Raw genomic sequence first — 25350 nt, 5'->3', positions numbered from 1 at the left:
CGCCCCCGAAGCCGCGGACCGCGGGCGCCGCGCCCGCGGTCAGCCGCCGAGTACGTCCCCGATGCCCACCGGCTGCACCAGCCACCCGAAGTCCCCGAGCCCGCCCGGCGCGGTGAGTTCGGCGGCCTCCCCGGCCTCCGCGAGGGCGCGCACGTACCCGGCGGGGTCGGTGGCGGCCAGGGCGAGCGGGGGGCGTGCGCCGCTCACGCCCAGGGCGTGCAGGGCCTTCCGCTGCGTCAGCAGGCGCGCGCCGGTGTGCGGCCCGGCCTCGGCGCACGCGTCCAGCGCCACGTGGGCGGTGATGTCGCACGACCCGTCCGGCACGGGCGCCGTCTCCCGTCCCTCCCGGAAGGCCGTGAGGGTGCCGAACGGCGGCCGCGCGGCGGCCGTGTGCGCGTAGTCCACGGCGACGGCGAGCCCCCGTGCGACGGTCCCGGCCGCCGCCGCCCACGCCCGGTCCCGGGGCAGCCCGATCTCCGCGCGGAGCCCCGCCTCCGTGCCCAGCGGCCACCACCGCGCCAGCCACGCGGCGTCCGCACCGGCGACCGGCTCGCCGAGCCGCTCCGTGCCGTCCCCCCGCACCTCCACCGTCCGCGCCACGCCCGCCGGGTCCACCTCGGCGACGTCCACGGGCACGTTGTCCAGCCACTCGTTGGCGAAGAGCAGCCCCGTGATCCCCGCCGGCGGCTCGGCCCCCCACTCGATCCGCTGATCGAGCCCGGCGGGCCGCCCGGCGAGCTCGACGGCGTGGGCACGCGCGCGTGCCGCCACCTCGGCGGGGAGCGCGGCGAGGACGCCGGTGACCAGTTCGCCCCGCCCGGCCGCCATGTCCACGAAGTCGAGCCGCGCCGGCCTCCCCAGCGCCTCGTCGACCCGGCACAGCAGCCGCGCCACGGCGCCGGCGAACAGCGGCGAGGCATGCACCGACGTACGGAAGTGCCCGGCCGGGCCCGCGCCGGGCCCGCGGTAGAAGCCGTCCGGCCCGTACAGGGCCTCCTGGGCCGCCGCCCGCCAGCCCCGCCAGCCCCGCCGGCCGTCCTCCGCAGCCCCTGTGGTCACCGGTTCCGCTCTCCTGTCCCTGCCGTCGTCATCGGCCCAGGTTAGACGCGCGGATCAGCCGGGCCTCCACCTTGCGGAGTACGTGTACCGGCAGGGGATCGGCCCTTCGGTTGACCCCTGCACGCATTTCACTTCTTTACGCTGGGTTACGTGCAGCGCCTCTACGACTTGCTCCGCAGACACCCGACCTGGGTCGACGGCTTCTGGGCCGTGGTCCTGTTCGGGCTTTCGGTGATCGGCGGAGTGGTCGAGGAGGACTCCCAGGGGACCGATCTGCCGTTCCTCACCGTGCCGGTGATGCTGCTGTTGTCGCTGGTCGTCGCGCTGCGCCGGCGGATGCCCGAGCGGATGCTGGTGCTCGCCCTGGCGGTGGGCGTGGGACAGCTGGTGACGGACGTGGCCACGATGCCCGCCGACTTCGCCCTGCTGGTGATCGTCTACACGGTCGCGGCGATCGGCGCCCGCTGGGCGTCCCGGTTCGCGCTGACCGCCGCCCTGTGCGCGGCGCCGCTGGCGACGCTGCGCTGGCCCAACGAGGACGCCAGTACGGCGGAGAACATCGGCGTGATGGTCTTCCAGACCGTGCCCTTCGCGCTCGCCTGGGTGCTCGGCGACTCCATCCGCACCCGCCGCGCCTACTTCGCGCAGCTGGAGGAGCGGGCCGCCCGCCTGGAGAAGGAGCGCGCGGCGCAGGCCAAGGTCGCGGTCGCCGCGGAGCGCGCCCGGATAGCCCGTGAACTGCACGACGTCGTCGCGCACAACGTGTCGGTGATGGTGGTGCAGGCCGACGGTGCCGCCTACGTCCTCGACGCCGCGCCCGACCAGGCGAAGAAGGCCCTGGAGACCATCTCCTCCACCGGACGCCAGGCACTCGCCGAGATGCGCCGCCTGCTGGGCGTGCTGCGCACCGGCGAGCACCAGGAGGCCGGTGAGTACGTGCCGCAGCCCGACGTGCGGCAGATCGAGGACCTCGTCGAGCAGTGCCGGGGGTCCGGACTGCCCGTGGACTTCAAGGTGGAGGGCACCCCGCGCCCGCTGCCCAGCGGCGTCGAGCTCACCGCGTACCGCATCGTGCAGGAGGCGCTCACCAACACCCGCAAGCACGGCGGCCCCAACGTCGGCGCCAGCGTGCGTCTGGTGTACTTCGACGACGGGCTGGGCCTGCTCGTGGAGGACGACGGCAAGGGCGCCCCGCACGAGCTGTACGAGGAGGGCGGCCTCGACGGCCAGGGGCACGGACTGATCGGCATGCGCGAACGGGTCGGCATGGTCGGCGGAACGCTGGACGCGGGACCGCGTCCGGGCGGAGGATTCCGCATCAGTGTGCTGCTGCCGCTCAAACCCGCGCTGTGAGGCCGACGACCAGCGCCCCGAGTCCGCCGCACACCCCCTGCCGACACCCTGTCACAACCCCTGTGACGGTCCGACGACGAACCGAACGGAAGAGGCCCCGATGACGATCCGCGTGATGCTCGTCGACGACCAGGTGCTGCTGCGCACCGGATTCCGGATGGTGCTCGCCGCCCAGCCGGACATGGAGGTCGTGGCGGAGGCGGGCGACGGCGTCGAGGCCCTCCAGGCGCTGCGGTCCACCGCCGTCGACGTGGTGCTGATGGACGTCCGCATGCCCAAGCTCGATGGTGTGGAGACCACCCGCCGGATCTGCGCCGACGCCGACCCGCCGAAGGTGCTGATCCTCACCACCTTCGACCTCGACGAGTACGCCTTCTCCGGGCTGAAGGCGGGCGCGTCCGGCTTCATGCTCAAGGATGTGCCGCCCGGTGAACTGCTCACCGCGATCCGCGCGGTGCACAGCGGCGACGCCGTGGTCGCCCCCTCCACCACGCGGCGGCTCCTCGACCGCTTCGCGCCGATGCTGCCCAGCTCCGGCAAGCAGCCCGAGCACAAGACGCTGGAACGGCTCACCGAGCGCGAGCGCGAGGTCATGATGCTGGTCGCCCAGGGCCTGTCCAACGGCGAGATCGCGGCCCGGCTGGTGCTCTCCGAGGCGACCGTGAAGACCCACGTGGGGCGCATCCTCACCAAACTGGGCCTGCGGGACCGGGTGCAGGTGGTCGTCCTCGCCTACGAGACGGGACTGGTGCGGGCCGGCGGACACGGCTGAACGCACGCCCGCGCGCCGGTAGGGTCGGCGCATGCTCCTGTGGATCAACGGGCCCTTCGGGGGCGGCAAGACACAGACCGCACACGAGATACGGCGCCGGCTGCCGGGGAGCGTCGTCTGCGATCCGGAGTACCCCGGGTTCGGCCTGCACCGCATGCTGCCGCCCCAACTGCGCGGCGACTTCCAGGACCTGACGGCCTGGCGGCAGGGCGTCGTCGAGGTCCTCGACCTCACCCTGACCCAGCACGACGGTGTGGTGATCGCCCCCATGACCGTCACCGACCCCGGGTACTTCGCGCAGACCGTGGGCCGGCTGCGCGACATGGGCCACGACGTCCGTCACTTCACCCTCCTCGCCGAACGCGACACCGTGCTGCGGCGCCTGCGCGAGCGCACCTTCGGCCACGTCCTCGCCTCCGTCATGGGCAAGGCCGCCCTGCGGCGGGAGAGCTGGGCGGTGCGGCGGCTCGACCACTGCCTGGAGCGGCTGGCCGAGCCGGAGTTCGCCGAGCACCTGTGGACGGACCACACCACGGTGCCGAAGACCGCGGACCGCATCGCCGTGCTCGCCGGCCTGACCCTGCGCCCCAACCACGAGGGCCGGATGCGGACCCGGCTGCGCCAGGCGGCCGTCGGCCTGAAACACATCCGCCTCGACTGACCGGGCCCGGCAGGCGCCCCCGCGCGGCCGCACATCTCCGGCGGCGGGGGCGCCTGCCGTCAGGGCCGGAGCAGCCGCCGCGCGAAGTCCACGGCCGCCGCGCGGACGTCGCCGGCCGTCCACTCCAGCGCCGCGGCCCGCACATGGACCTCGGTGAAGGACAGCCCCGGGCCCTTGGGATCCCAGTAGTTGGCGAACAGCATCGCCCCGGTCTCCTCCGCCGCCGCGATCGCCGCCTCGGCCGCCGCCTCGGGCTCGTACGGCACCCACACCTGGAAGTCGTAGGTGTGCGGCACCTCGGGATGCACCCGGGACCAGGGCAGCCCCCCGGCGTGAAGTCCCTCACGCAGTGCGGCGGCGACCACGCGCGCGTGCCGTACGTACTCCGGCAGCCGGGGCAGCTCACGCTCCAGCCCGATCAGCGCGGACAGCGCGGTCGGGAACTGCTGGAACACCGCGCCCCCGTACCGGTGCCGCCAGACCTTCGCCTCCTCCACCAGCGAGGCGGGGCCCGCGAGGGCGGCACCGCCGAAGGCGTCGAAGGACTTGTAGAACGACACGTAGACGCTGTCCGCGAGGCCCGCGATCTCCTCCAGCGGGCGTCCGAAGTGCTCGGTGCACTCCCACAGCCGCGCGCCGTCGACGTGCACCACCGCGTCGCGTTCCCGCGCGGCGTCCACCACCTCGGTCAGCTCCTCCCACGTGGGCAGCACGAAACCGGCGTCCCTGAGCGGCAGCTCCAGCATCAGCGCCCCGAAGGGCTCCTCGAAGTCGCGCACCTCCTCGGCCGTGGGCAGCCGGGGTTCGTTGGTCACGCGTACCGGGCGCAACCCGCTGACCTGGCTGAACGCGCCACGCTCATGCACCTCCGGATGGCTGAGCGGATGCAGGGCGACCGTCGGGTCGCCGGTGCGGCCGGCCCAGCAGCGCAGCGCGACCTGCTGCGCCATCGTGCCGGTCGGGAAGAACGCGGCCGCCTGGGTGCCGAGCAGGCCGGCGACCCGCTGCTCCAGGGCCGTCACGACCCCGTTGCCGTAGAGGTCGGAGTCCTCGTCGAGGTCGTACACCTCGCCCGCCGCCTCCAGCAGGGCAAGGCGCTGCGAGAGCGGGGCGAGGAAACCGAGGCGGGCGAGCACCCGCGGGGCCTTGCGCCACGCGGCGAGCCGCCGTTCGCGCGGCGTCGGCAGGTGTGTGCCGTCCGCCGTGGATCCGGGCCGCTCGTCCCCGGCCGTGGTGTCGTCGGTGTCGTCCGCCGTATCGCTCATACCCGCGATCATCCCGTGCCCCCGCCCGCGCGGGCACTCCGGTTTCCCGTCCCGCGCCCTTCCCGCACATTTCCGCACGCGCGTGTGCCGCCGCGTCGCACGGAAACCCACAGCCTGTGGACAACCGGACGCCCCCGGAACCGATCGCGTTAACATGACGAGAAATCGTCCGGTACCCCGAGCGGACTGGAACGGGAAGGCCGCCGTCGCGTGAACACAACCCCACAGCCCGATCCCAGGGACCGCCCCGCGCGGCTCACCGTCGGCGTCGTCGGCGCCGGACGCGTGGGCCCCGCCCTGGCCGCGTCCCTCCAGCTCGCCGGACACCGCCCGGTGGCCGTCTCCGCCGTCTCCGACGCCTCCCGCAGGCGCGCCGAACAGATGCTCCCGGACGTGCCGGTGATGCCGCCCGCCGAGGTCCTCCGACAGGCCGAGCTGGTCCTGCTGACCGTCCCCGACGACGCGCTGCCCGAGCTGGTCTCCGGACTCGCCGACACCGGCGCGGTGCGGCCGGGGCAGCTGCTGGTGCACACCTCCGGCCGGTACGGCGCGAAGGTCCTCGACCCGGCCCTGCGCGCGGGCGCCCTGCCGCTCGCCCTGCACCCCGCGATGACCTTCACCGGCACCCCCGTCGACGTGCAGCGCCTCGCCGGGTGCTCCTTCGGCGTGACCGCGCCCGAGGAACTGCGGCTGGCCGCCGAGGCCCTTGTCATCGAGATGGGCGGCGAACCCGAGTGGATCGCCGAGGAGAACCGCCCGCTCTACCACGCGGCCCTCGCCCTGGGCGCCAACCACCTGGTCACCCTGGTCGCCCAGTCCCTCGAACTGCTGCGCACCGCCGGCGTCGGGGCCCCGGACCGGATGCTCGGACCGCTGCTCGGCGCCGCCCTGGACAACGCCCTGCGCTCCGGCGACGCGGCCCTCACCGGCCCGGTCGCGCGCGGCGACGCGGGCACGGTCGCCGCGCACGTCAGCGAGCTGCGCCGGCACGCCCCGGGGGCCGTGGCCGGCTATCTGGCGATGGCCCGCGCGACGGCCGACCGTGCCCTCGCCCACGGCCTGCTGAAGCCGGAACTCGCCGAGGACCTCCTCGGGGTGCTCGCCGACGGTGCCCAGGCACCGGGGGAGGACCGATGAGGACCACCGACCGCACCACGACCCGCGCGCCTGGATACGGAGTCGCCCGATGACCGCCACTGTGCTGCGCACCGCCGCCGAACTGAGCGCACGCGCGCGTACCGGCCGCCGCGCCGTCGTGATGACCATGGGCGCGCTGCACGAGGGCCACGCCACGCTGATCCGCACCGCGCGCGAGATCGCGGGCCCCGCGGGCGAGGTCGTGGTCACCGTCTTCGTCAACCCGCTGCAGTTCGGCGCGGGCGAGGACCTGGACCGCTACCCGCGCACCCTGGACGCCGACATCAAGATCGCCGAGCAGTCCGGCGCGGACGTCGTGTTCGCGCCCGCCGTGGACGAGGTCTACCCCGGCGGCGAACCCCAGGTGCGGATCAGCGCCGGCCCCATGGGCGAACGCCTGGAGGGCGCCGCCCGGCCCGGCCACTTCGACGGCATGCTCACCGTCGTCGCCAAGCTGCTCCACCTCACCCGGCCCGACCTCGCCCTGTACGGGCAGAAGGACGCCCAGCAGCTCGCCCTGATCCGCCGCATGGTCCGCGACCTGAACTTCGGCGTCGACATCGTCGGGGTGCCCACCGTCCGCGAGGAGGACGGGCTCGCCCTGTCCAGCCGCAACCGCTACCTCTCGCCCGCCGAGCGGCGCACCGCGCTCGCGCTCTCCCAGGCCCTGTTCGCGGGCCGCGACCGGCACGCCGCCCAGCAGGCGCTGCGCGCGCGGGCCAGCGAGGTACCGGCCACCCGCGCGCGTGCCGAGGCGCTCAGCGCCATCGGCGAGTCCCGCGCCGCGGCCGACGTGCACGCCGTCGCCACCACCGCGGGCGGCCCGGCGGCCATCCGCGCCGCCGCCCGCCTGGTCCTCGACGTGGCCGCCCGCCTCGACCCGCCCCTGGTGCTGGACTACCTGGCCCTGGTCGACCCGTCCGACTTCACCGAGATCGGCGACGACTTCACCGGGGAGGCCGTCCTCGCGGTGGCCGCCCGCGTGGGCACCACCCGCCTGATCGACAACATCCCCCTGACCTTCGGAAGCTTCGGAGCCGCCTCGTGACGAGCACAGGCATAAGACTGCACGCGCCCGCGCCCGGGTGGTCCATCGACGCGGACGTCGTGGTCGTCGGCTCCGGCGTCGCCGGACTCACGGCGGCGCTGCGCTGCGAGGCCGCGGGCCTCACCACGGTGGTCGTCACCAAGGCCCGCCTCGACGACGGCTCCACCCGCTGGGCCCAGGGCGGCATCGCCGCCGCCCTGGGCGAGGGCGACACCCCCGAGCAGCACCTGGACGACACCCTGGTCGCCGGCGCCGGCCTGTGCGACGAGGAAGCCGTCCGCATCCTGGTCACCGAGGGCCCCGACGCCGTACGCCGCCTCATCGCGACGGGCGCGCAGTTCGACGAGTCCGGCGAGGGCGGCCTCGCGCTCACCCGCGAGGGCGGCCACCACCGCCGTCGCATCGCCCACGCGGGCGGTGACGCCACCGGCGCGGAGATCTCCCGTGCCCTCGTCGAGGCGGTCCGCGCACGGGGGCTGCGCACCGTCGAGAACGCCCTCGTCCTGGACCTCCTCACGGACGCCGACGGCCGCACGGCCGGGGTCACCCTGCACGTCATGGGCGAGGGCCAGCACGACGGCGTGGGGGCGGTGCACGCCCCCGCCGTGGTCCTGGCCACCGGCGGCATGGGCCAGGTCTTCTCGGCGACGACGAACCCCGCCGTCTCCACCGGCGACGGCGTGGCCCTCGCCCTGCGCGCGGGCGCCGAGGTCAGCGACCTCGAGTTCGTCCAGTTCCACCCCACGGTCCTCTTCCTGGGGCCCGAGGCGGAGGGCCAGCAGCCCCTGGTCTCCGAGGCGGTACGCGGCGAGGGCGCCCACCTGGTGGACGCCGACGGCGTGCGCTTCATGCAGGGGCAGCACGAACTGGCCGAACTCGCCCCGCGCGACATCGTGGCCAAGGGCATCACGCGTCGCATGCGGGAGCAGAACACCGAGCACATGTACCTCGACGCCCGGCACTTCGGCGCCGAGATGTGGGAGCACCGCTTCCCCACGATCCTCGCCGCCTGCCGCGCGCACGGCATCGACCCGGCCACCGAGCCCGTCCCGGTCGCCCCGGCCGCCCACTACGCGTCCGGCGGCGTCCGCACCGACTCCCGCGGCCGCACCACCGTGCCCGGCCTCTACGCGTGCGGCGAGGTCGCCTGCACGGGGGTGCACGGCGCCAACCGCCTGGCCTCGAACTCCCTCCTCGAGGGCCTGGTCTACGCCGAACGCATCGCCGGGGACATCGCGGGCACCGGAAGCGCCCACCACGCGCGCGTGCCGCAGCCGCTGCCCGTCACGGAGCGCCCGGCGCACCCCCTCCTGCCGCCGGAGGCCCGCCTCACCATCCAGCGGATCATGACCCGGGGCGCGGGCGTGCTGCGCTCCGAGGCGTCCCTGTCCGAGGCCGCGCGGCGCCTCCACCAGCTGCACGCCGACGCACGCGACGCCCTCGACGAGAACGGCAAGACCGCCGAACCGGGCGTCGACACGTGGGAGGCCACCAACCTCCTGTGCGTGGCCCGGGTCCTGGTGGCCGCCGCACAGCGGCGCGAGGAGACCCGCGGCTGCCACTGGCGCGAGGACCACCCCGAGCGCGACGACACCACGTGGCGCCGCCACATCGTCGTACGGCTCAATCCGGACCGGACGCTGGCGGTGCACACCACCGGCACCACAGACTTCCCCCCTACCCTCCCCCGGCACCAGGAGCAGTGACAGCAGTGACCACCCCCGACCTTCCCCTCGTCTCCTCCGGCGGCTGTGGCGACGGCTGTGCCTGCGGCGCCGACGAGGAGACCTATCTGGAGTGCGGCCTCGACCCCGCGCTCGCCCAGCTCCTGGCCGACGCGGGCCTCGACCCCGTGGAGGTCGAGGACATCGCCAACGTGGCCCTCCAGGAGGACCTGGCGCACGGCGTGGACGTCACGACGGTCGCGACCATCCCGGAGGACGCCGTAGCCACCGCCGACTTCACCGCGCGGGAGGCCGGCACGGTGGCGGGCCTCCGGGTCGCCGAGGCGGTCATGTCGATCGTCTGCACGGAGGAGTTCGAAGTCGAACGCCACGTGGAGGACGGCGACCGCGTGGAGGCCGGCCAGAAGCTCCTGTCGATCACCACGCGCACGCGTGACATCCTCACGGCGGAACGCAGCGCCCTGAACCTGCTGTGCCGCCTGTCGGGCATCGCGACGGCCACGCGCGCGTGGGCGGACGCCCTCGACGGCACCAAGGCGAAGGTCCGCGACACCCGCAAGACCACGCCGGGCCTGCGCGCCCTGGAGAAGTTCGCCGTGCGCTGCGGGGGCGGCGTCAACCACCGCATGTCCCTCTCGGACGCGGCCCTGGTCAAGGACAACCACGTGGTGGCGGCCGGCGGCGTCGCGGAGGCGTTCCGCGCGGTCCGTGAGCGCTTCCCGGACGTCCCGATCGAGGTCGAGGTCGACACCGTCGACCAGCTCCGCGAGGTCCTGGACGCCGGTGCCGACCTGATCCTGCTCGACAACTTCACGCCCGCCGAGTGCGAGGAGGCGGTGTCCCTGGTGAACGGCCGCGCCGCCCTGGAGGCCTCCGGCCGCCTCACGCTCGCCAACGCGAAGGCGTACGCGGACACCGGCGTGGACTACCTGGCCGTGGGGGCCCTGACCCACTCCGCGCCCATCCTGGACATCGGCCTCGACCTGCGAGCGGCGGAGTAGCCATGCTGCTGACCATCGACGTGGGAAACACCCACACCGTCCTGGGGCTCTTCGACGGCGACGACATCGTCGAGCACTGGCGCATCTCGACGGACGCCCGCCGCACGGCCGACGAGCTGGCGGTGCTCCTCCAGGGCCTGATGGGCATGCACCCGCTCCTGGGCGACGAGCTGGGCGACGGCATCGACGGCATCGCGATCTGCGCGACCGTCCCGTCCGTGCTGCACGAACTGCGCGAGGTCACGCGCCGCTACTACGGCGACGTCCCGGCGGTCCTGGTGGAGCCGGGCGTGAAGACGGGCGTGCCGATCCTCACCGACCACCCCAAGGAGGTCGGCGCGGACCGCATCATCAACTCGGTCGCGGCGGTCGACCTCTACGGGGGTCCGGCGATCGTCGTCGACTTCGGGACGGCGACGACGTTCGACGCGGTGAGCGCGCGCGGGGAGTACGTCGGGGGTGTGATCGCGCCCGGCATCGAGATCTCCGTGGAGGCGCTCGGGGTGCGCGGCGCGCAGCTGCGCAAGATCGAGGTGGCGCGCCCGCGGAGTGTGATCGGCAAGAACACGGTCGAGGCGATGCAGTCCGGCATCATCTACGGCTTCGCCGGTCAGGTCGACGGCGTGGTCAACCGGATGGCGCGGGAGCTGGCGGACGATCCGGACGATGTGACGGTCATCGCTACGGGTGGGCTGGCGCCGATGGTGCTGGGGGAGAGTTCGGTGATCGACGAGCACGAGCCGTGGCTGACGCTGATCGGGTTGCGGCTGGTGTACGAACGGAACATCTCCCGCATGTGACGCGTGCGCGAGCGTGGGCGGGGAGTGCGCTGCACAGCGGGCGCGTGAACACCGGCCGGCGTTGGTGCGGGCCGGGCGGTGCTGCACACCCGGCGCGAAAACGCTGGCCCGCGTTGGTGCGGGCCGGGGGGCGGTGCTGCACACCCGGCGCTTCTGCAGGTGCCCTGCGTTGGTGCCGGCCGGGGGGTGTCTGCGCAGCCCGGCGCGTGCGGGGTGCCTCCCCCATTCTCGGCTCCTCCCCCACTCTCGGCTTCGCTCGAGCGGGAGGTACCCCCATCGCCCTGGGGGTACCTCCCAGGCCCTTCAGGCACTGGGGGAGGCACGACTGCCCGCGGCTCACGCGCCTCATGCGGCTCAGCGCCTCATGCGGCTCACGCGCCTCATGCGGCTCACGCGCCTCATGCGGCTCACGCGCCTCATGCGGCTCACGCGCCTCGCGCGCCTCGCGCGGATGGCGCGGATGGCGCGCCTCGCGCGGATGGCGCGGATGGCGCGGATCGCGCGGATCGCGCGGATCGCGCGGAGGGCGGGGAGCGGCGGCGCGGATCGCGGGGAGTGGCGGCGCGCAGGTCGGGGAGTGCGGCACTCGCCGGTGGCGGGAGGGGACGGGGCGGGGGTGTGCGCCCGCAGTGGCTGGCGCGTCCGCGCCGTTCAGCCCCACCAGCAAGCTCAATCGCGCCAGTCCGAGGACGTACACCCCCGACCCGGCCCCGCACCCCCACCCGCCGTGGGCGCTACGCGCACCCCCACCGCACCCGCAGCTGCGCCGCAGGCATCCCACCCACCCGGGTGGCGCCGCACGCCACACCTGCACCCCATACACGGTGTTTGTCTGATTAGCGCGTATCGTCGCAGCATGCCCACGCCCTACGGATCCCGCGGCGGCATGGCGTTCGGCGCAGAGGAACTGCGCGTGCTCCGCCGCGCTCTCGCCCTCGCCCTGCACCCCACCCCCGCCTCGGCCGACGACGTCCAGGACTGTCTCCACCTCGCCGACTCCCTCGACGAGGCGACGCGGGAGAGTGCCAGGCTGCGCGCCTTCCTCCTGGCTGACCTCGGCCGCTACCGCGCCGCCCTCCCCGGCACCGCCGCTGGCTACCTCACGCTCCTGGAGGAGGCGCTGGGCGCCGGATACCGCCCCCACCCCGACGATCTGGCCGCCCTCCGCGCCCTGAGCGGCAACCCCACCGCCGTCACCCTCCTGCGCCACTGCGAACGCACCCGCCTCACCGCCCTCCCCGGCGGCAGGGAAGTCACCGCCGCAGACCGGGACCGGGACCGGGACCAGCAGCAGGAGAAGAAAGAGAAGAAGCCCGAGGAGGGCCCCGCCGGCCCGCACCCCGCACCCAACCCCAGCCCGGCCCCCGCACCCACCCCCCACCCCGCCCCAGGCACCCCCAAGCCCACCCCCCGCCCCATCCCCACCCCCGGCGAGGTCTTCCCCCGCCGCAAGCCCACGCCGCCGCCACCACCCGACGAGCACCTGGCCGCGGGCTGACGGCCCACCCTGGCTACCCTGGATTCATGGACTACGTCTCCGCGCTCCTCCCCCCGGCCGTCATGGCCGTCCTCTTCATCGCCGTGATCAGGGTGATCGTGAAGACCCAGGGCGGCGCCAACAAGGCCAAGGAGGACGCCGCCGTCGACGCCGCCCTCGCAAGGGCCGAAGCGCCCAAGAACGAGGCCTGACGGGGTACACGGCCCGCACCTGAGGGGCGTACGACACACCGTCGTACGTCCCTTTTGTGCGCATTTGCCCCCTCGGGCCCCCTTCCGGCACGCCATTACCAAGATCCCGCACTATCGTCGAAGCTGTGCCTCGCCCATTGGGAGAACTCGAAGACGCGGTCATGACGCGGGTGTGGAAGTGGAACCGGCCGGTGACCGTTCGGGAAGTCCTGGAAGATCTGCAGAAGGAACGGTCCATCGCGTACACCACGGTGATGACCGTTCTGGACAATCTCCATCAGAAGGGCTGGGTGCGCCGAGAAGCCGAAGGCCGGGCCTATCGATATGAGGCCGTCTCCACTCGCGCCGCCTACGCGGCGGCCCTGATGAACGAGGCGTGGTCGCAGAGTGACAACGCCGCCGCCGCTCTCGTCGCCTTCTTCGGCATGATGAGCGAGGAACAGCGCCAGGCTCTCACGGACGCGGTACGGATCGTCCAGCTCCCGGAAACCTCCGACGAGAACCGGGGCTCGGACGAGAACCGAGGCTCGGACGAGAACCGGGACTCGGACGAGAACCCCGGCTCCACCGAGGACCGCGCCGGACGATAGCGTCCGCTCATGTCAGCAGACAGCCCCGAAGTCACCGCAAATGCCATCACCGTCCGACGGGCCCGCACCAGCGATGTGCCCGCCGTACGCCGTCTCCTCGACACCTACGTCCGCGGCGGCATCCTGCTCGACAAAGCGACGGTGACGCTTTACGAGGACATCCAGGAGTTCTGGGTCGCGGAACGGGACGACAACGCCGAGGTGGTCGGCTGCGGCGCCCTGCACGTGATGTGGGAAGACCTCGCGGAAGTGCGCACTCTCGCCGTGAAGCCCGGCCTGAAGGGCGCCGGCGTCGGCCACCGGGTGCTGGAGAAGTTGTTGGAGACCGCCCGCTGGCTCGGTGTTCGGCGCGTATTCTGCCTGACCTTCGAAGTGGACTTCTTCGGCAAGCACGGCTTCGTGGAGATCGGGGAGACGCCCGTCGACAGGGATGTGTACGCCGAGTTGCTGCGCTCCTATGACGAGGGCGTCGCGGAGTTCCTCGGTCTCGAACGCGTGAAACCGAACACCTTGGGCAACAGCCGGATGCTTCTGCATCTGTGATCTGCGGAGGGTTCCGCGGCGGTTCCGCAGGGCTTCCCCAGCGGTTCCCCAGCGGTTCCCTATGTCCGAAACGCGCATGTTTCCGAGCCGGGCCCGGGGAGCGGGTCTCCGCCAGGGGTTTGTGTTTTTACGGCAAAAGCGGTTTGCTTTCCGGAGTACTGCAGTACTGCATATAACAAGGGGCGGCGATACGGCGGACGCCGGCACCCCCGACCCTCAAGTTATCGATGAAAGGAAATCCGGTGGCACAGAAGGTTCAGGTCCTTCTTGTCGACGACCTCGACGGCGGCGAGGCGGACGAGACCGTCACGTTCGCGTTGGACGGCAAGACGTACGAGATCGATCTCACCACCGCCAATGCGGACAAGCTCCGTGGCCTTCTCGAGCCTTACGTGAAGGGCGGTCGTCGCACCGGGGGCCGCGCTTCGGGCGGGCGCGGAAAGGCCCGTGCTTCTTCCGGCGGGAGCCAGGACACCGCGGCGATCCGCGCCTGGGCGAAGGAGAACGGATACGAGGTCAACGACCGCGGCCGTGTTCCGGCGTCCATCCGCGAGGCCTACGAGAAGGCCAACGGCTGAGCGTCGGCCCGTACGGCGGCTGCCGCGCGAGCGCGCCGCAGCCGGACGCGGTGGACCTGCGTGGCCACCGTGTTCACCACCCGCGCGAGGTCCGGGGGGCTGTCACAGTCCCCCAGAGCATCCCTCGCACCCATCGCCGACAGCGTCGGCAGCGAGGCCTCGGCCCCGCGTTCCGGCCCGGGGGGCCGCAGCCACACGGCGGCCCCCTGCGAACCACCCCTGGCGGCCCCCGCGCCAGCACCCGCCCACGCGCCCGCACCCACATCAGGCGCGCCCGCACTCGCACCCACGCCCGCACCGGAGCCGACGGACAGCGGCAGGGGAGCCTCCATGACCCCGCCGGCCCCCACGGCCATCAGGTCCAGCTCCAGCGGCGCCCCCCACTCCAGCCACTCCAGCAGCCCCGGCAGCTCCGCCGCGCTGCCCGCGGCCACCAGCAGCAGCATCCGGCCGCCGCACAGCGCGACGGGAAACCCCACGGGCCTGCCCCCGCGACGCCCCCGGCCCTCCAGCCGGGCCAGCGCCGCGGCCCCCGCCTCCGCGGGCACGTCGAGGACGTCGAACCGCACCCCCACGGCGAGCCGCACGGACGGCCCGCGCTGCTCGCGCTGCTCGGTCCGCCCGCGCTGCCCGGTCCGCCCGCGCTGCCCGGTCCGCCCGCGCTCCGCGGGCACCGTGGGCCAGCCCAGGACGTCCTCGTACCAGAGACGCACCTCGTCGTCGCCCGGCCCGTTTCCGCCCCGCCCGCCGTCACTCGACGCCATGCCCCGCGCAACCACCGGAAGCACTCGCGAGTTACGCTGGGTTTCCACGCATGAGCACAGAGTGTCGAACAAGGGGGCGCGAGGGGGTGCGGGGAGGCACAAGGTTGTTCGCCCGTAGCGGAGGGAACCCGTGCACTCGGCATGGACTGTCCGTAGCAGCGGGTAAGACATCCCTAGTGGGAGGGGGCGACACGCAGGGCGGCACGTCTCCCGTTCGCCATGGGCGTACTGGCGATGGGGGTAACTGTCTGGCCTGCGGGAACATCGTCTCGCACCATCGGGTTGGAGCAGATGTCGGCGTGAGCGGGGTCAGGAGGCCATCGACGGTGTCGGCAGTTGGAATGAGCGGTCCCCGCTTGCGGGACTAAGCTGCGGAAGGACAGGGAGGGGAAGTTCCCCCCACTGCCTGACCGCTCTGAGGAGCGATTAACGATGTTCGAGAGGTTCACCGACCGCGCGCGGCGGGTTGTCGTCCTGGCTCAGGAAGAAGCCCGGATGCTCAACCACAACTACATCGGCACCGAGCACATCCTCCTGGGCCTGATCCACGAGGGTGAGGGTGTCGCCGCCAAGGCCCTTGAGAGCCTCGGGATTTCGCTCGAGGCGGTCCGCCAGCAGGTGGAGGAGATCATCGGCCAGGGCCAGCAGGCCCCGTCCGGGCACATTCCCTTCACCCCCCGTGCCAAGAAGGTCCTGGAGCTGTCGCTCCGCGAGGCCCTTCAGCTGGGCCACAACTACATCGGCACGGAGCACATCCTGCTCGGCCTGATCCGTGAGGGCGAGGGCGTCGCCGCCCAGGTCCTGGTCAAGCTGGGCGCCGATCTCAACCGCGTGCGGCAGCAGGTGATCCAGCTGCTCTCCGGTTACCAGGGCAAGGAGACCGCCACCGCCGGCGGTCCTGCCGAGGGCACGCCCTCCACGTCCCTGGTCCTCGACCAGTTCGGCCGGAACCTCACCCAGGCCGCTCGTGAGTCCAAGCTCGACCCGGTCATCGGGCGCGAGAAGGAGATCGAGCGGGTCATGCAGGTGCTGTCCCGCCGTACCAAGAACAACCCGGTCCTGATCGGTGAGCCCGGCGTCGGCAAGACCGCCGTCGTCGAGGGCCTCGCGCAGGCCATCGTCAAGGGCGAGGTGCCCGAGACCCTCAAGGACAAGCACCTCTACACCCTGGACCTCGGTGCGCTGGTCGCCGGCTCCCGCTACCGCGGTGACTTCGAGGAGCGCCTGAAGAAGGTGCTCAAGGAGATCCGCACCCGCGGCGACATCATCCTGTTCATCGACGAGCTGCACACGCTGGTCGGCGCGGGCGCCGCCGAGGGCGCCATCGACGCGGCGAGCATCCTCAAGCCGATGCTGGCCCGCGGCGAGCTGCAGACCATCGGTGCGACCACGCTGGACGAGTACCGCAAGCACCTGGAGAAGGACGCGGCCCTGGAGCGCCGCTTCCAGCCCATCCAGGTCGCCGAGCCGTCCCTGCCGCACACGATCGAGATCCTCAAGGGTCTGCGCGACCGTTACGAGGCGCACCACCGGGTCTCCATCACGGACGAGGCCCTGGTCCAGGCGGCGACGCTCGCGGACCGCTACATCTCGGACCGCTTCCTGCCGGACAAGGCGATCGACCTGATCGACGAGGCCGGTTCCCGGATGCGTATCCGCCGGATGACCGCGCCGCCGGACCTGCGCGAGTTCGACGAGAAGATCGCCGGCGTGCGCCGCGACAAGGAGTCCGCGATCGACTCGCAGGACTTCGAGAAGGCCGCCTCCCTGCGCGACAAGGAGAAGCAGCTCCTGGCCGCCAAGGCCAAGCGGGAGAAGGAGTGGAAGGCCGGCGACATGGACGTCGTCGCCGAGGTCGACGGCGACCTGATCGCCGAGGTCCTCGCGACCGCCACCGGCATCCCGGTCTTCAAGCTCACCGAGGAGGAGTCCAGCCGTCTGCTGCGCATGGAGGACGAGCTCCACAAGCGGGTCATCGGCCAGAACGACGCCGTCAAGGCGCTGTCGAAGGCGATCCGCCGTACCCGTGCGGGTCTGAAGGACCCCAAGCGTCCGGGTGGCTCGTTCATCTTCGCCGGTCCGTCCGGTGTCGGTAAGACCGAGCTGTCGAAGGCGCTGGCGGAGTTCCTCTTCGGCGACGAGGACGCGCTGATCTCCCTCGACATGTCGGAGTTCAGCGAGAAGCACACGGTCTCGCGTCTCTTCGGTTCGCCCCCCGGCTACGTGGGCTACGAAGAGGGCGGCCAGCTCACCGAGAAGGTCCGCCGCAAGCCGTTCTCGGTCGTCCTCTTCGACGAGGTCGAGAAGGCCCACCCGGACATCTTCAACTCGCTGCTGCAGATCCTGGAGGACGGTCGCCTGACCGACTCCCAGGGCCGGGTCGTGGACTTCAAGAACACGGTCATCATCATGACGACCAACCTCGGTACCCGGGACATCTCCAAGGGCTTCAACCTCGGCTTCGCCGCCGCGGGTGACACGAAGACCAACTACGAGCGGATGAAGAACAAGGTCCAGGACGAGCTCAAGCAGCACTTCCGGCCCGAGTTCCTCAACCGCGTCGACGACGTGGTCGTCTTCCCGCAGCTCAGCCAGGACGACATCCTGCGGATCGTCGACCTGATGATCGACAAGGTGGACGAGCGCCTGAAGGACCGGGACATGGGCATCGAGCTCTCCCAGTCCGCCAAGGAGCTGCTGTCCAAGCGGGGCTACGACCCCGTTCTGGGCGCCCGGCCGCTGCGCCGGACCATCCAGCGGGAGATCGAGGACTCGCTGTCGGAGAAGATCCTCTTCGGCGAGCTGCGCCCCGGTCACATCGTGGTCGTGGACACGGAGGGCGAGGGCGACAGCGCGACCTTCACCTTCCGCGGTGAGGAGAAGTCGGCCCTGCCCGACGTCCCGCCGATCGAGCAGGCGGCCGGCGGCGCCGGACCGAACCTGAGCAAGGACGCGTAACCACCGCGTCCGACCGTACGAGAAGGGTCTGCCCCGGGACACACGTCCCGGGGCAGACCCTTCTCCGCGTCGCGGCCCGGTGCCGCCACCGGAGCCGTGTCAGGACAGCTGACCGTCGTAGTCCGGCAGCTTGAACGTCTTCTCCGCGTGCCCGCCGGACAGGTCGGAGGCGCTGTTGCCGATGTTCGCGACGATCGTGTAGCCCTTCGACTCGATGTCGGCGCGCTGGGCCGTCTTGTACTCGGCCACGTCCCGGAACAGGTCGACGAAGCCGCGCACGTACAGGCCCGCGGACTCGTAGCCGGCGTGGTCGAGGTTGTACTCGGTGGGCCAGTGGATGATGCTCGGGCGGGCGGTCACGAAGAACACGGCCACCCCGTGCTCCTGGGCGTACTCCGCCACCTCCAGGACCGGCCTGTTCGCGGGCTGCGGGAAGCTGAACCCGAAGTCGGTCTCCAGCGCCGTGTTGTCGATGTCGAGTACGAGGGCCGGCTTCTCGCCCGGCGCCGTGTCCCCGAGCCGCTGCTTCAGATAGGGCAGGGCCCGGTCCATGACCGCCCGGCAGTCCCGCTGCCAGGTGTCGTAGTCCACGTCCGCCGCTGCCGCCGCGGGCGCCGCCACGAGCTGCCCGGAGGGCGCTGCGGGGGCGGGGGCCGTGGCCTCGGCCGGTGCGGCCAGGGCCACGAGGACGGCCGCGGAGACGGCGGTGACCGATGCGCGGCGCAGCCAGGGGTGTCGGCTTCTCATAGTCGTGGGGGTCCTCTCACGTCCGTAACGCTGCCAACATGGCGTGTACATGCTCGTCTGCGAGGGTGGCGCGAGGTGAACCGTAGGGTTACCGGGCGGTAGGCGCCTAGAGGTCTGCGCCACATTTATGGAATGGCCGAACTCCTTCGCCGGTGACATGGTGCACAGGCGGTTTGTCCGGTACTAGCCGGAATAGTGGCTAAACGCTTGTCGCAAAACGGACATTTAGCTCACCGTTCTGATCGATCAGCTCTAAATGAGGGTTTCACCCCATAAGAATGCTCTGTCAAGAGACGTGTATCTCAGTGCAGAAGTACGAACTATCGTCGTACATCACACCTTTGCGCCGTTATGGCCGGAGGGGCTACCAAGGAATCGCCACCGAGGCGCGGACCCGTCCGCCGGGTGGTTTTCCTCTGCCCCCTCCCTTACGAGGTTTTGATGTTCGAGCGCGTCACGTCCCGTTCCTCCCGTACGTCCCTGATCCGCACCCGCGCGGCCGTGCTGACCGCCGGACTGGGGGCCTCGGTCGCACTGGGGGCCGGGGTCGCGGTCGCCTCCGTCGACACCACGGCCGCCTCCGGCGCGGCGAGTGCCGTCCAGGCGCAGGCCGCCGCGCAGGCCGAGGCCGCGAAGACGCAGGCCGCCAAGGCCGAGAAGGCCGCCGCGGCGAAGAAGGCCGCGGCCGCGAAGGCGGCCCAGGCGAAGCAGGCGGCCAAGAAGGCCGCCGCGAAGAAGCAGGCGTCCTGGGTCTCGCCGGTGAAGAGCTACAAGCTGTCCGCGAGCTTCGCCCAGAACGGCGGCATGTGGGCCTCCAAGCACTCCGGCCAGGACTACGCCGTCCCGACCGGCACCCCGGTCGTCGCCACCCACGGCGGCACCGTCGTCAAGGCCGGCGGCAACGGCGCCGGCGACGGCCCCGCCTACGGCAACGCCGTCGTCATCAAGCACGGCAACAAGACGTACTCCCAGTACGCCCACCTGTCCTCGGTCAACGTGAAGGTCGGCCAGGTCGTCAAGACCGGCCAGAAGATCGCCCAGTCCGGCAGCACCGGCAACTCCAGCGGCCCCCACCTGCACTTCGAGATCCGCACCACCCCGAACTACGGCTCCGCCGTCGACCCGGCCACGTTCCTGCGCGCCAACGGCGTCAACCTCTGAGCTGGGCGCCCGACGAGCCCCGGTGGGCCTGGGTGATCAGATCGATGGCGACCTCGAGGATGGCCTTGCGCTTCTCCTCGGGGTCGCCTTCCATGTCCACCAGGACGTGCATCCCGGCGTGCATGGTGAACAGGGCGCTGACGCAGCGCACCTGGTCCACCAGATCGGCGTCCGGGTCCATGAGGATGTCCCGCATGCCGAGCATGCGGTTCTTGAACATCTCGCCGATGCTCAGCTCGCGGATCGTGGCCTGGTTCTCCTGCATGAAGCGGAAGAGGGGGGCCGCGCCCATCAGCGCGTCGCTGTAGCGGCGGATGATCTCCTGCTTCGTCTCCAGTGAGCGCGGCTGCCGGCGCCCCCACTCGATCAGGTCCTCGATCGGCCGCACGAGATCCTCGAAGATGCTGACGAGGATCTCTTCCTTCGTCTTGAAGTGGTAGTAGAGCGCCGCCTTGGTGACGTCCAGGTGCTCGGCGATCTCGCGGAGTGAGGTCTTCTCGTAGCCCTGCTCGGCGAAGAGTTCGAGGGCTACGTCCTGGATGCGCTGGCGGGTGTTCCCGCGGCGCCGCTGTGTGGTGCCGTCCATGGTGCCGCCCATCCTCCTACTCGACCTGCCTTGGATAAAAACTTACTTGACGCCCGGCTAGTTGCGCGACTACCTTCCCAGTGTAAGAACTAGCCGGGCGGCAAGTAAGTAGCGGTGGCCACACAACGGTGGCCGGGGGAGTGAAAACCCATGGCGATGACAGAGGCGGCGGGGGCCGCGGAAACAGAGAGCGGCAAACAGCCGCGCAGCGTGCGGGTGGTCCTGCTCGCGCTCATGATCGCGATGATGCTCGCGATGCTCGACAACATGATCATCGGCACGGCGATGCCGACGATCGTGGGCGAACTCGGCGGCCTGGAGCACCTGTCCTGGGTGGTCACCGCCTACACCCTCGCGACCGCGGCCGCCACTCCGGTCTGGGGCAAGCTCGGCGACATGTACGGGCGCAAGGGCACGTTCATGACGTCCATCGTGATCTTCCTGATCGGCTCCGCGCTCAGCGGCATGGCGCAGAACATGGGCGAGCTGATCGGCTTCCGCGCGGTGCAGGGCCTGGGCGCCGGCGGCCTGATGGTCGGCGTCATGGCGATCATCGGTGACCTCATCCCGCCCCGCGAGCGCGGCAAGTACCAGGGCATGATCGCCGGCGTCATGGCGCTGGCCATGATCGGCGGCCCCCTGGTCGGCGGCACCATCACCGACAACTGGGGCTGGCGCTGGGCCTTCTACATCAACCTGCCGCTCGGCGCGATCGCGCTGGCCTCCGTCGCGGTCGTCCTGCACCTGCCGAAGAAGCGGTCCAAGGCCGGCATCGACTACTTCGGCATCGCCCTGCTGACGGTCGGCATCACCGCCATCGTGCTGGTCACCACCTGGGGCGGCACGGAGTACGCCTGGACCTCCGCGCAGATCATGGAGCTGACCGGCCTCGGTGTCGCCTCCCTCATCGGTTTCGTCTTCTGGCAGACCAAGGCCGCCGAGCCGGTGCTGCCGCTGCACATCTTCCGCAGCCGCAACTTCACGCTGATGTCCGTCATCGGCTTCATGGTCGGCTTCGTGATGTTCGGCGCCACGCTCTTCCTGCCGCTGTACCAGCAGGCCGTGCAGGGCGCCTCCGCCACCAACTCCGGTCTGCTGCTGCTGCCGATGCTCGGCGCGATGCTGGTCACCTCGATGGTCGCGGGCCGGGTGACCACCAACACCGGCCGGTACAAGATCTTCCCCGTCCTCGGCAGCGCGCTGATGGTCGTCGGCCTGTACCTGCTGTCCACGATGGACACCGGGACCTCGCGCTTCACCTCCGGGGTCTTCATGGCCGTGGTCGGCCTCGGCATGGGCTGCCTGATGCAGATCACCATGCTGGTCGCTCAGAACAGCGTGGAGATGAAGGACATGGGCGTGGCGTCGTCGTCCACCACCCTGTTCCGCACCCTCGGCGCCTCGTTCGGCGTCGCCATCATGGGCGCGCTCTTCAACAGCCGGGTGCAGGACGCCATGACCGAGCGGGCCGGCTCGCTGGGCTCCAAGGTGACCGAGCAGTCCGCCCAGCTGGACGCGGACAGCCTGGCCCAGCTGCCGGAGGCGGCCCGTGAGGCCTACCAGCACGCGGTGTCCTCGGGCACGCACTCGGCGTTCCTGCTGGGCGCCGTGATCGCGGTGATCTCGCTGGCGGCGGCCGTGTTCGTGAAGGAGGTCCCGCTCAAGGGCGAGGGACCCGCCGGGAAGGGCGCCGACGACGCCGCCCCGGCGGCCGCGGCGGTGACCGAGCCCGTCTGACGAGCGAGCACGGAGCAGGCCCCCGGAGGAGCGTCTCCGGGGGCCTGCCGCGTACCCGGGCCCGGACCCGGTGTCGGACCCCCGTGCCACCATCGAGGGCATGGACAGGGCGCGCCGGATGAGGCTGGCCAAGGACGCGATGGACCGCGACTGGGCGGACCCGGACCTCGACCTGGAAGCGGTCGCGGCACACGCGGGCTACTCGCGCTACCACTTCATACGCGCCTTCAGGGAAACCTACGGCGAGACCCCGGGCCAGTACCTCACGCACCGCCGGATCGAGCGCGCCGAGGACCTGCTGCGCACCGCCAACCTGACGGTCACGGAGATCTGCCATCTGGTCGGCTTCAGCAGCCTGGGCACCTTCTCCGCGCGGTTCAAGGCCCGGACCGGCCTCACCCCCAGTGAGTACCGCGCCCGGTTCGTGGGGCGCGGCGCCGCCCTGATCCCGGGCTGCTACGCCATGCACTGGCTCGGCGGCCACCGGCCCGGGCCGGACGGGACGGCGGCGGCACAGCGCAATTCCGGAGAAGCGCGCTGACGGTGGCGCTGCCTACGGTGACAGAGCACCGAAGAAGCGGCCGCGAAGCAGGAGTACACCATGATCAAGGGTCTCGCCATCTCCACCGTCTGGGTCCTGGACCAGGACCGGGCGAAGGAGTTCTACACCGAGAAGCTCGGCCTGGAGGTCCGCACCGACATGACCCTGGGCGAGGGCGGGATGCGCTGGCTCACTGTCGGCTCACCGGAGCAGCCCGACGTCGAGCTGACCCTGATGGTGCCCGGCGCGGGCATGGACCCCGAGTCCGCCGAGATGATCAAAACGCTGGTGGCCAAGGGAGCGCTCGGCCCCGGGGTGCTGACCACCGACGACATCCACGGCGACTACGCCAAGCTCAAGGACCGCGGGGTCGAGTTCATCCAGGAGCCGCAGGAACGGCCGTACGGCACCGAGGCGCTGTTCCGCGACGACTCCGGCAACTGGTTCTCCTTCACCCAGCGCCGCGAGGGCGGACTCGACACGGACAAGGACTGGGCCTGCTGACCGCAGAGGCCGCTTCTCCTGAGGCCGTTTCTCCTGGGGCCGTACCGCCTGAGACCGGTCGCCGCCCCTACGCCAGGACGGGATAGCTCCCGGTGTTCGTCGGCGCGTGCTCCGGCAGCCACAGCACGGCGACGGCGCCCTCGGCCGGTACGCCCTCCGGTGCCCCGGCCGGCCGTACGTTGCGGAAGGTCAGCCGTGCGCCCAGCACCCGGGCCTGGCCGGCCGCGATGGTCAGCCCCAGCCCGTGACCGCGCCCGGCCCGGTCCGCGCTCCCGGTGCGGAAACGGCTCGGACCCTCGGCGAGCAGGGCCTCCGGGAAGCCGGGCCCGTGGTCCCTCACCCGGATGACCCGCCCCTCGACGGTGACCTCGAAGGGCGGCTTGCCGTGCCGGGCGGCGTTGGTGAGCAGGTTGAACAGCACACGCTCCAGACGCCGCGGGTCGGTGGTCACCTCCGACTCGTGCACGACCTGCACGGTGACGTCCGGGTCCTTCGCCGCGACCCGCCGGGCGACGAACTCCCCGAGCAGGATGTCCTGCAGCTCGGCCCGTTCGGAGGCGCTGTCCAGCCGGGCCACCTCCAGGACGTCCTCCACGAGGGTGCGCATCGCCTTGGCCCGGTCCAGCACCAGTTCCGTCGGGCGGCCCGGCGGCAGCAGCTCGGCGGCCGTGAGCAGCCCGGTCACCGGTGTGCGCAGCTCGTGCGCGATGTCGGCGGTGACCCGGCGCTCGGCCTCCAGCCGCTGGCGCAGCGCGTCCGCCATGGCGTCCACCGCGCTGGCCAGGTCGTCGGTCTCGTCGCGCACCACCCCGCCGATGGAATCGCGCACCCGGACGTCCGTCTCGCCCTTGGCGACCTGGTTGGCGGCGCTGGCCGCCTTGCGCAGCCGCCGCGACAGATGCCCGCCGACGAGCACCCCGAGCGCGCTGCCGCCGAGCACGACCGCGATGGAACCGATCACCAGGGCCTGGTCGAGGTCCTGGAGGATGTCGGAGCTGCGGTCGGTGAAACCCGAGTGCAGCGACATCACATGACCGTTCTTCAGCGGCACGGCCGCCCAGATGTCCGGCGACCCGCTGCGGTCGGCCACGTAGGTCGCCCGCCGCCCCGCCTCGACCCGCTCCCGCAGCTCAGGCGGCAGCTGAGGGTCGTCGATCTTGGTGTTGGGGAAGTTCAGCCGCCCGGACATCTCGTAGTTGCGCTGGGCGATCATGATGCGCTCGTCGGCCAGGTCGCGGGCGTTGTCCAGCATCGACACCCGCGCGGCGTTGTGCACCACCAGGCTCAGGACGACCGCCACCAGCGCCCCGACCAGCGCGATGGCCGCACTGAGCTTCCACCTCAGACCCGCCCCGATGCCCGCCCGGCGCACGCCCGCCGCCACCAGGTCCCGGAAATACCCCCCACGCATCCGCTTGCTCAGGCCTTCAGCTTGTAGCCGAAGCCGCGGACCGTCTCGATACGGTCCTGGCCGATCTTGGTCCGCAGCCGCTGCACATGGACGTCCACCACCCGGGTGTCACCGCCCCAGCCGTACTCCCACACCCGTTCGAGCAGTTTGTCCCGGGAGAGCACGGTGCCCGGAGCCGAGGAGAACTCCAGCAGCAGCCGCATCTCGGTCGGCGTCAGCGCCACCTGCCGTCCGGCTCTGCGCACCTCCATGCCCTCTCTGTCGATCTCCAGTTCGCCGAAGGCCAGGACGCCCCCGGCGTCCGGCGCGGTTTCCTCCCGGGTGCCGCCCGCCCGCTCGAAACGCCGCAGCACCGCGCGGATGCGGGCCACCAGGACGGCCCCGTCGAACGGCTTGGTCACATAGTCGTCGGCGCCCGCCTCCAGCCCCAGCACCACGTCGATGGCGTCGGACCGCGCCGACAGCATGATGACCGGGACCATCGACTCGTCCCGGATGCGCCGGCACAGGCTGACCCCGTCGAGCCCCGGGACCATGACGTCGAGCAGCGCGACGTCGGGCCGGTCGGAGCGGAACGCCTCCAGGCCCGACAACCCGTCGGGCATCGCGGTCACCGCGAAGCCGTCCCGCTCCAGGGCGAGCTGGGTGGCCTCGCGGATGACGTCGTCGTCCTCGACGAACAGAACGTGGGTCTGGTCTGCCATCCCGGTGCTCTCAGTCCTCGTGTGGTCTCGTGTGGGTGCGGGCGCGGCCCTCCCGG

Annotated in this window: 25 protein-coding genes; 18 read left to right on the top strand and 7 right to left on the bottom strand. The window is 71.7% G+C overall.

Annotation, left to right across the window (positions count from 1 at the left end; translation table 11 throughout):
- Nucleotides 1-39: 39 nt before the first annotated feature.
- Nucleotides 40-1059 (bottom strand): SAM-dependent methyltransferase, encoded by a 1020-nt coding sequence (locus AC5L3C_RS16455; RefSeq protein WP_493649648.1) that lies wholly within the window; start codon nucleotides 1057-1059, stop codon nucleotides 40-42.
- 150 nt (nucleotides 1060-1209) lie between these two features.
- On the opposite strand from AC5L3C_RS16455, the gene AC5L3C_RS16450 reads away from it, so the two are divergent.
- From AC5L3C_RS16450 to AC5L3C_RS16440, 3 genes are all read left to right on the top strand, one after another.
- Nucleotides 1210-2412, top strand: a complete 1203-nt coding sequence (locus AC5L3C_RS16450; protein WP_493649647.1) for a sensor histidine kinase — start codon at nucleotides 1210-1212, stop codon at nucleotides 2410-2412.
- 100 nt (nucleotides 2413-2512) lie between these two features.
- Complete coding sequence (locus tag AC5L3C_RS16445) at nucleotides 2513-3184, top strand: response regulator (RefSeq protein ID WP_493649646.1); 672 nt, start codon at nucleotides 2513-2515, stop codon at nucleotides 3182-3184.
- A gap of 31 nt (nucleotides 3185-3215) precedes the next feature.
- Nucleotides 3216-3845: an AAA family ATPase gene (locus AC5L3C_RS16440; protein ID WP_493649645.1), complete on the top strand. Its 630-nt coding sequence runs from the start codon at nucleotides 3216-3218 to the stop codon at nucleotides 3843-3845.
- Between the two features lie 59 nt (nucleotides 3846-3904).
- Here AC5L3C_RS16440 and AC5L3C_RS16435 read toward each other — a convergent pair whose 3' ends face one another.
- A complete protein-coding gene (locus AC5L3C_RS16435) occupies nucleotides 3905-5122 on the bottom strand; it encodes a threonine aldolase family protein (protein WP_493649644.1) in 1218 nt (405 codons plus the stop codon).
- A 198-nt stretch (nucleotides 5123-5320) separates the two neighbouring features.
- On the opposite strand from AC5L3C_RS16435, the gene AC5L3C_RS16430 reads away from it, so the two are divergent.
- The 10 genes from AC5L3C_RS16430 (at nucleotide 5321) to AC5L3C_RS16385 (ending at nucleotide 14181) form a co-directional block, all read left to right on the top strand.
- The gene (locus tag AC5L3C_RS16430; protein ID WP_493649643.1) at nucleotides 5321-6247 is read left to right on the top strand and encodes a Rossmann-like and DUF2520 domain-containing protein; all 927 of its coding nucleotides are present in this window, start codon (nucleotides 5321-5323) and stop codon (nucleotides 6245-6247) included.
- 49 nt (nucleotides 6248-6296) lie between these two features.
- Nucleotides 6297-7295 carry a pantoate--beta-alanine ligase gene (panC, locus tag AC5L3C_RS16425; RefSeq protein ID WP_493649642.1) on the top strand — a complete coding sequence of 333 codons (999 nt, stop codon included), beginning with the start codon at nucleotides 6297-6299 and terminating at the stop codon, nucleotides 7293-7295.
- A complete protein-coding gene (locus AC5L3C_RS16420) occupies nucleotides 7292-9001 on the top strand; it encodes an L-aspartate oxidase (protein ID WP_493649641.1) in 1710 nt (569 codons plus the stop codon). The genes panC and AC5L3C_RS16420 overlap by 4 nt, the downstream gene beginning before the upstream one ends.
- Before the next feature lie 5 nt (nucleotides 9002-9006).
- Nucleotides 9007-9981 carry a carboxylating nicotinate-nucleotide diphosphorylase gene (gene nadC / locus AC5L3C_RS16415; protein WP_493653901.1) on the top strand — a complete coding sequence of 325 codons (975 nt, stop codon included), beginning with the start codon at nucleotides 9007-9009 and terminating at the stop codon, nucleotides 9979-9981.
- A gap of 2 nt (nucleotides 9982-9983) precedes the next feature.
- Nucleotides 9984-10781, top strand: a complete 798-nt coding sequence (locus AC5L3C_RS16410; protein ID WP_125504988.1) for a type III pantothenate kinase — start codon at nucleotides 9984-9986, stop codon at nucleotides 10779-10781.
- A gap of 856 nt (nucleotides 10782-11637) precedes the next feature.
- Nucleotides 11638-12279, top strand: a complete 642-nt coding sequence (locus AC5L3C_RS16405; protein ID WP_493649640.1) for a hypothetical protein — start codon at nucleotides 11638-11640, stop codon at nucleotides 12277-12279.
- A gap of 26 nt (nucleotides 12280-12305) precedes the next feature.
- Nucleotides 12306-12470, top strand: a complete 165-nt coding sequence (locus tag AC5L3C_RS16400; RefSeq protein ID WP_125504987.1) for a hypothetical protein — start codon at nucleotides 12306-12308, stop codon at nucleotides 12468-12470.
- A gap of 161 nt (nucleotides 12471-12631) precedes the next feature.
- Entirely contained in the window at nucleotides 12632-13060 is a 429-nt protein-coding gene (locus tag AC5L3C_RS16395) for a BlaI/MecI/CopY family transcriptional regulator (RefSeq protein WP_493649639.1), read from the top strand.
- A 9-nt stretch (nucleotides 13061-13069) separates the two neighbouring features.
- The gene (locus tag AC5L3C_RS16390; protein ID WP_125504985.1) at nucleotides 13070-13603 is read left to right on the top strand and encodes an amino-acid N-acetyltransferase; all 534 of its coding nucleotides are present in this window, start codon (nucleotides 13070-13072) and stop codon (nucleotides 13601-13603) included.
- 242 nt (nucleotides 13604-13845) lie between these two features.
- On the top strand, nucleotides 13846-14181 hold the full coding sequence (locus tag AC5L3C_RS16385) for a histone-like nucleoid-structuring protein Lsr2 (protein WP_037939819.1): 336 nt from the start codon (nucleotides 13846-13848) through the stop codon (nucleotides 14179-14181).
- Here AC5L3C_RS16385 and AC5L3C_RS16380 read toward each other — a convergent pair.
- Nucleotides 14160-14945 (bottom strand): SCO3374 family protein, encoded by a 786-nt coding sequence (locus tag AC5L3C_RS16380; RefSeq protein WP_493649638.1) that lies wholly within the window; start codon nucleotides 14943-14945, stop codon nucleotides 14160-14162. The genes AC5L3C_RS16385 and AC5L3C_RS16380 overlap by 22 nt on opposite strands.
- A 432-nt stretch (nucleotides 14946-15377) precedes the next feature.
- On the opposite strand from AC5L3C_RS16380, the gene AC5L3C_RS16375 reads away from it, so the two are divergent.
- Nucleotides 15378-17903, top strand: a complete 2526-nt coding sequence (locus AC5L3C_RS16375; RefSeq protein ID WP_493649637.1) for an ATP-dependent Clp protease ATP-binding subunit — start codon at nucleotides 15378-15380, stop codon at nucleotides 17901-17903.
- Nucleotides 17904-18002: 99 nt separating this feature from the next.
- Here the strand turns inward: AC5L3C_RS16375 and AC5L3C_RS16370 are convergent, their stop codons facing one another.
- Nucleotides 18003-18650 carry an HAD family acid phosphatase gene (locus tag AC5L3C_RS16370; RefSeq protein WP_493649636.1) on the bottom strand — a complete coding sequence of 216 codons (648 nt, stop codon included), beginning with the start codon at nucleotides 18648-18650 and terminating at the stop codon, nucleotides 18003-18005.
- A gap of 441 nt (nucleotides 18651-19091) precedes the next feature.
- Here AC5L3C_RS16370 and AC5L3C_RS16365 point away from each other — a divergent pair, with 441 nt between their 5' ends.
- The gene (locus tag AC5L3C_RS16365; protein WP_493649635.1) at nucleotides 19092-19811 is read left to right on the top strand and encodes a M23 family metallopeptidase; all 720 of its coding nucleotides are present in this window, start codon (nucleotides 19092-19094) and stop codon (nucleotides 19809-19811) included.
- On the opposite strand, the gene AC5L3C_RS16360 is transcribed toward AC5L3C_RS16365, so the two are convergent.
- Nucleotides 19801-20409: a TetR/AcrR family transcriptional regulator gene (locus AC5L3C_RS16360; protein WP_493649634.1), complete on the bottom strand. Its 609-nt coding sequence runs from the start codon at nucleotides 20407-20409 to the stop codon at nucleotides 19801-19803. The two genes, AC5L3C_RS16365 and AC5L3C_RS16360, sit on opposite strands and share 11 nt — an antisense overlap.
- Before the next feature lie 138 nt (nucleotides 20410-20547).
- Between AC5L3C_RS16360 and AC5L3C_RS16355 the strand changes: the two genes are divergently transcribed.
- The 3 genes from AC5L3C_RS16355 (at nucleotide 20548) to AC5L3C_RS16345 (ending at nucleotide 23179) form a co-directional block, all read left to right on the top strand.
- Nucleotides 20548-22134, top strand: coding sequence for an MDR family MFS transporter (locus AC5L3C_RS16355; RefSeq protein WP_493649633.1), 1587 nt, complete (start codon nucleotides 20548-20550; stop codon nucleotides 22132-22134).
- A gap of 100 nt (nucleotides 22135-22234) precedes the next feature.
- Nucleotides 22235-22675, top strand: a complete 441-nt coding sequence (locus tag AC5L3C_RS16350; RefSeq protein WP_493649632.1) for a helix-turn-helix transcriptional regulator — start codon at nucleotides 22235-22237, stop codon at nucleotides 22673-22675.
- A 60-nt stretch (nucleotides 22676-22735) separates the two neighbouring features.
- Nucleotides 22736-23179 (top strand): VOC family protein, encoded by a 444-nt coding sequence (locus AC5L3C_RS16345; RefSeq protein ID WP_493649631.1) that lies wholly within the window; start codon nucleotides 22736-22738, stop codon nucleotides 23177-23179.
- 67 nt (nucleotides 23180-23246) lie between these two features.
- Here the strand turns inward: AC5L3C_RS16345 and cseC are convergent, their stop codons facing one another.
- Nucleotides 23247-24590, bottom strand: coding sequence for a two-component system sensor histidine kinase CseC (gene cseC / locus AC5L3C_RS16340; RefSeq protein ID WP_493649630.1), 1344 nt, complete (start codon nucleotides 24588-24590; stop codon nucleotides 23247-23249).
- Between the two features lie 8 nt (nucleotides 24591-24598).
- Nucleotides 24599-25294: a two-component system response regulator CseB gene (gene cseB / locus AC5L3C_RS16335; protein WP_125504977.1), complete on the bottom strand. Its 696-nt coding sequence runs from the start codon at nucleotides 25292-25294 to the stop codon at nucleotides 24599-24601.
- Nucleotides 25295-25350: the final 56 nt, after the last annotated feature.

Source organism: Streptomyces speibonae (assembly GCF_984686075.1).
Note: the sequence above shows the minus strand (reverse complement) of the source record. Positions and strands in the feature narration are given on the sequence as shown.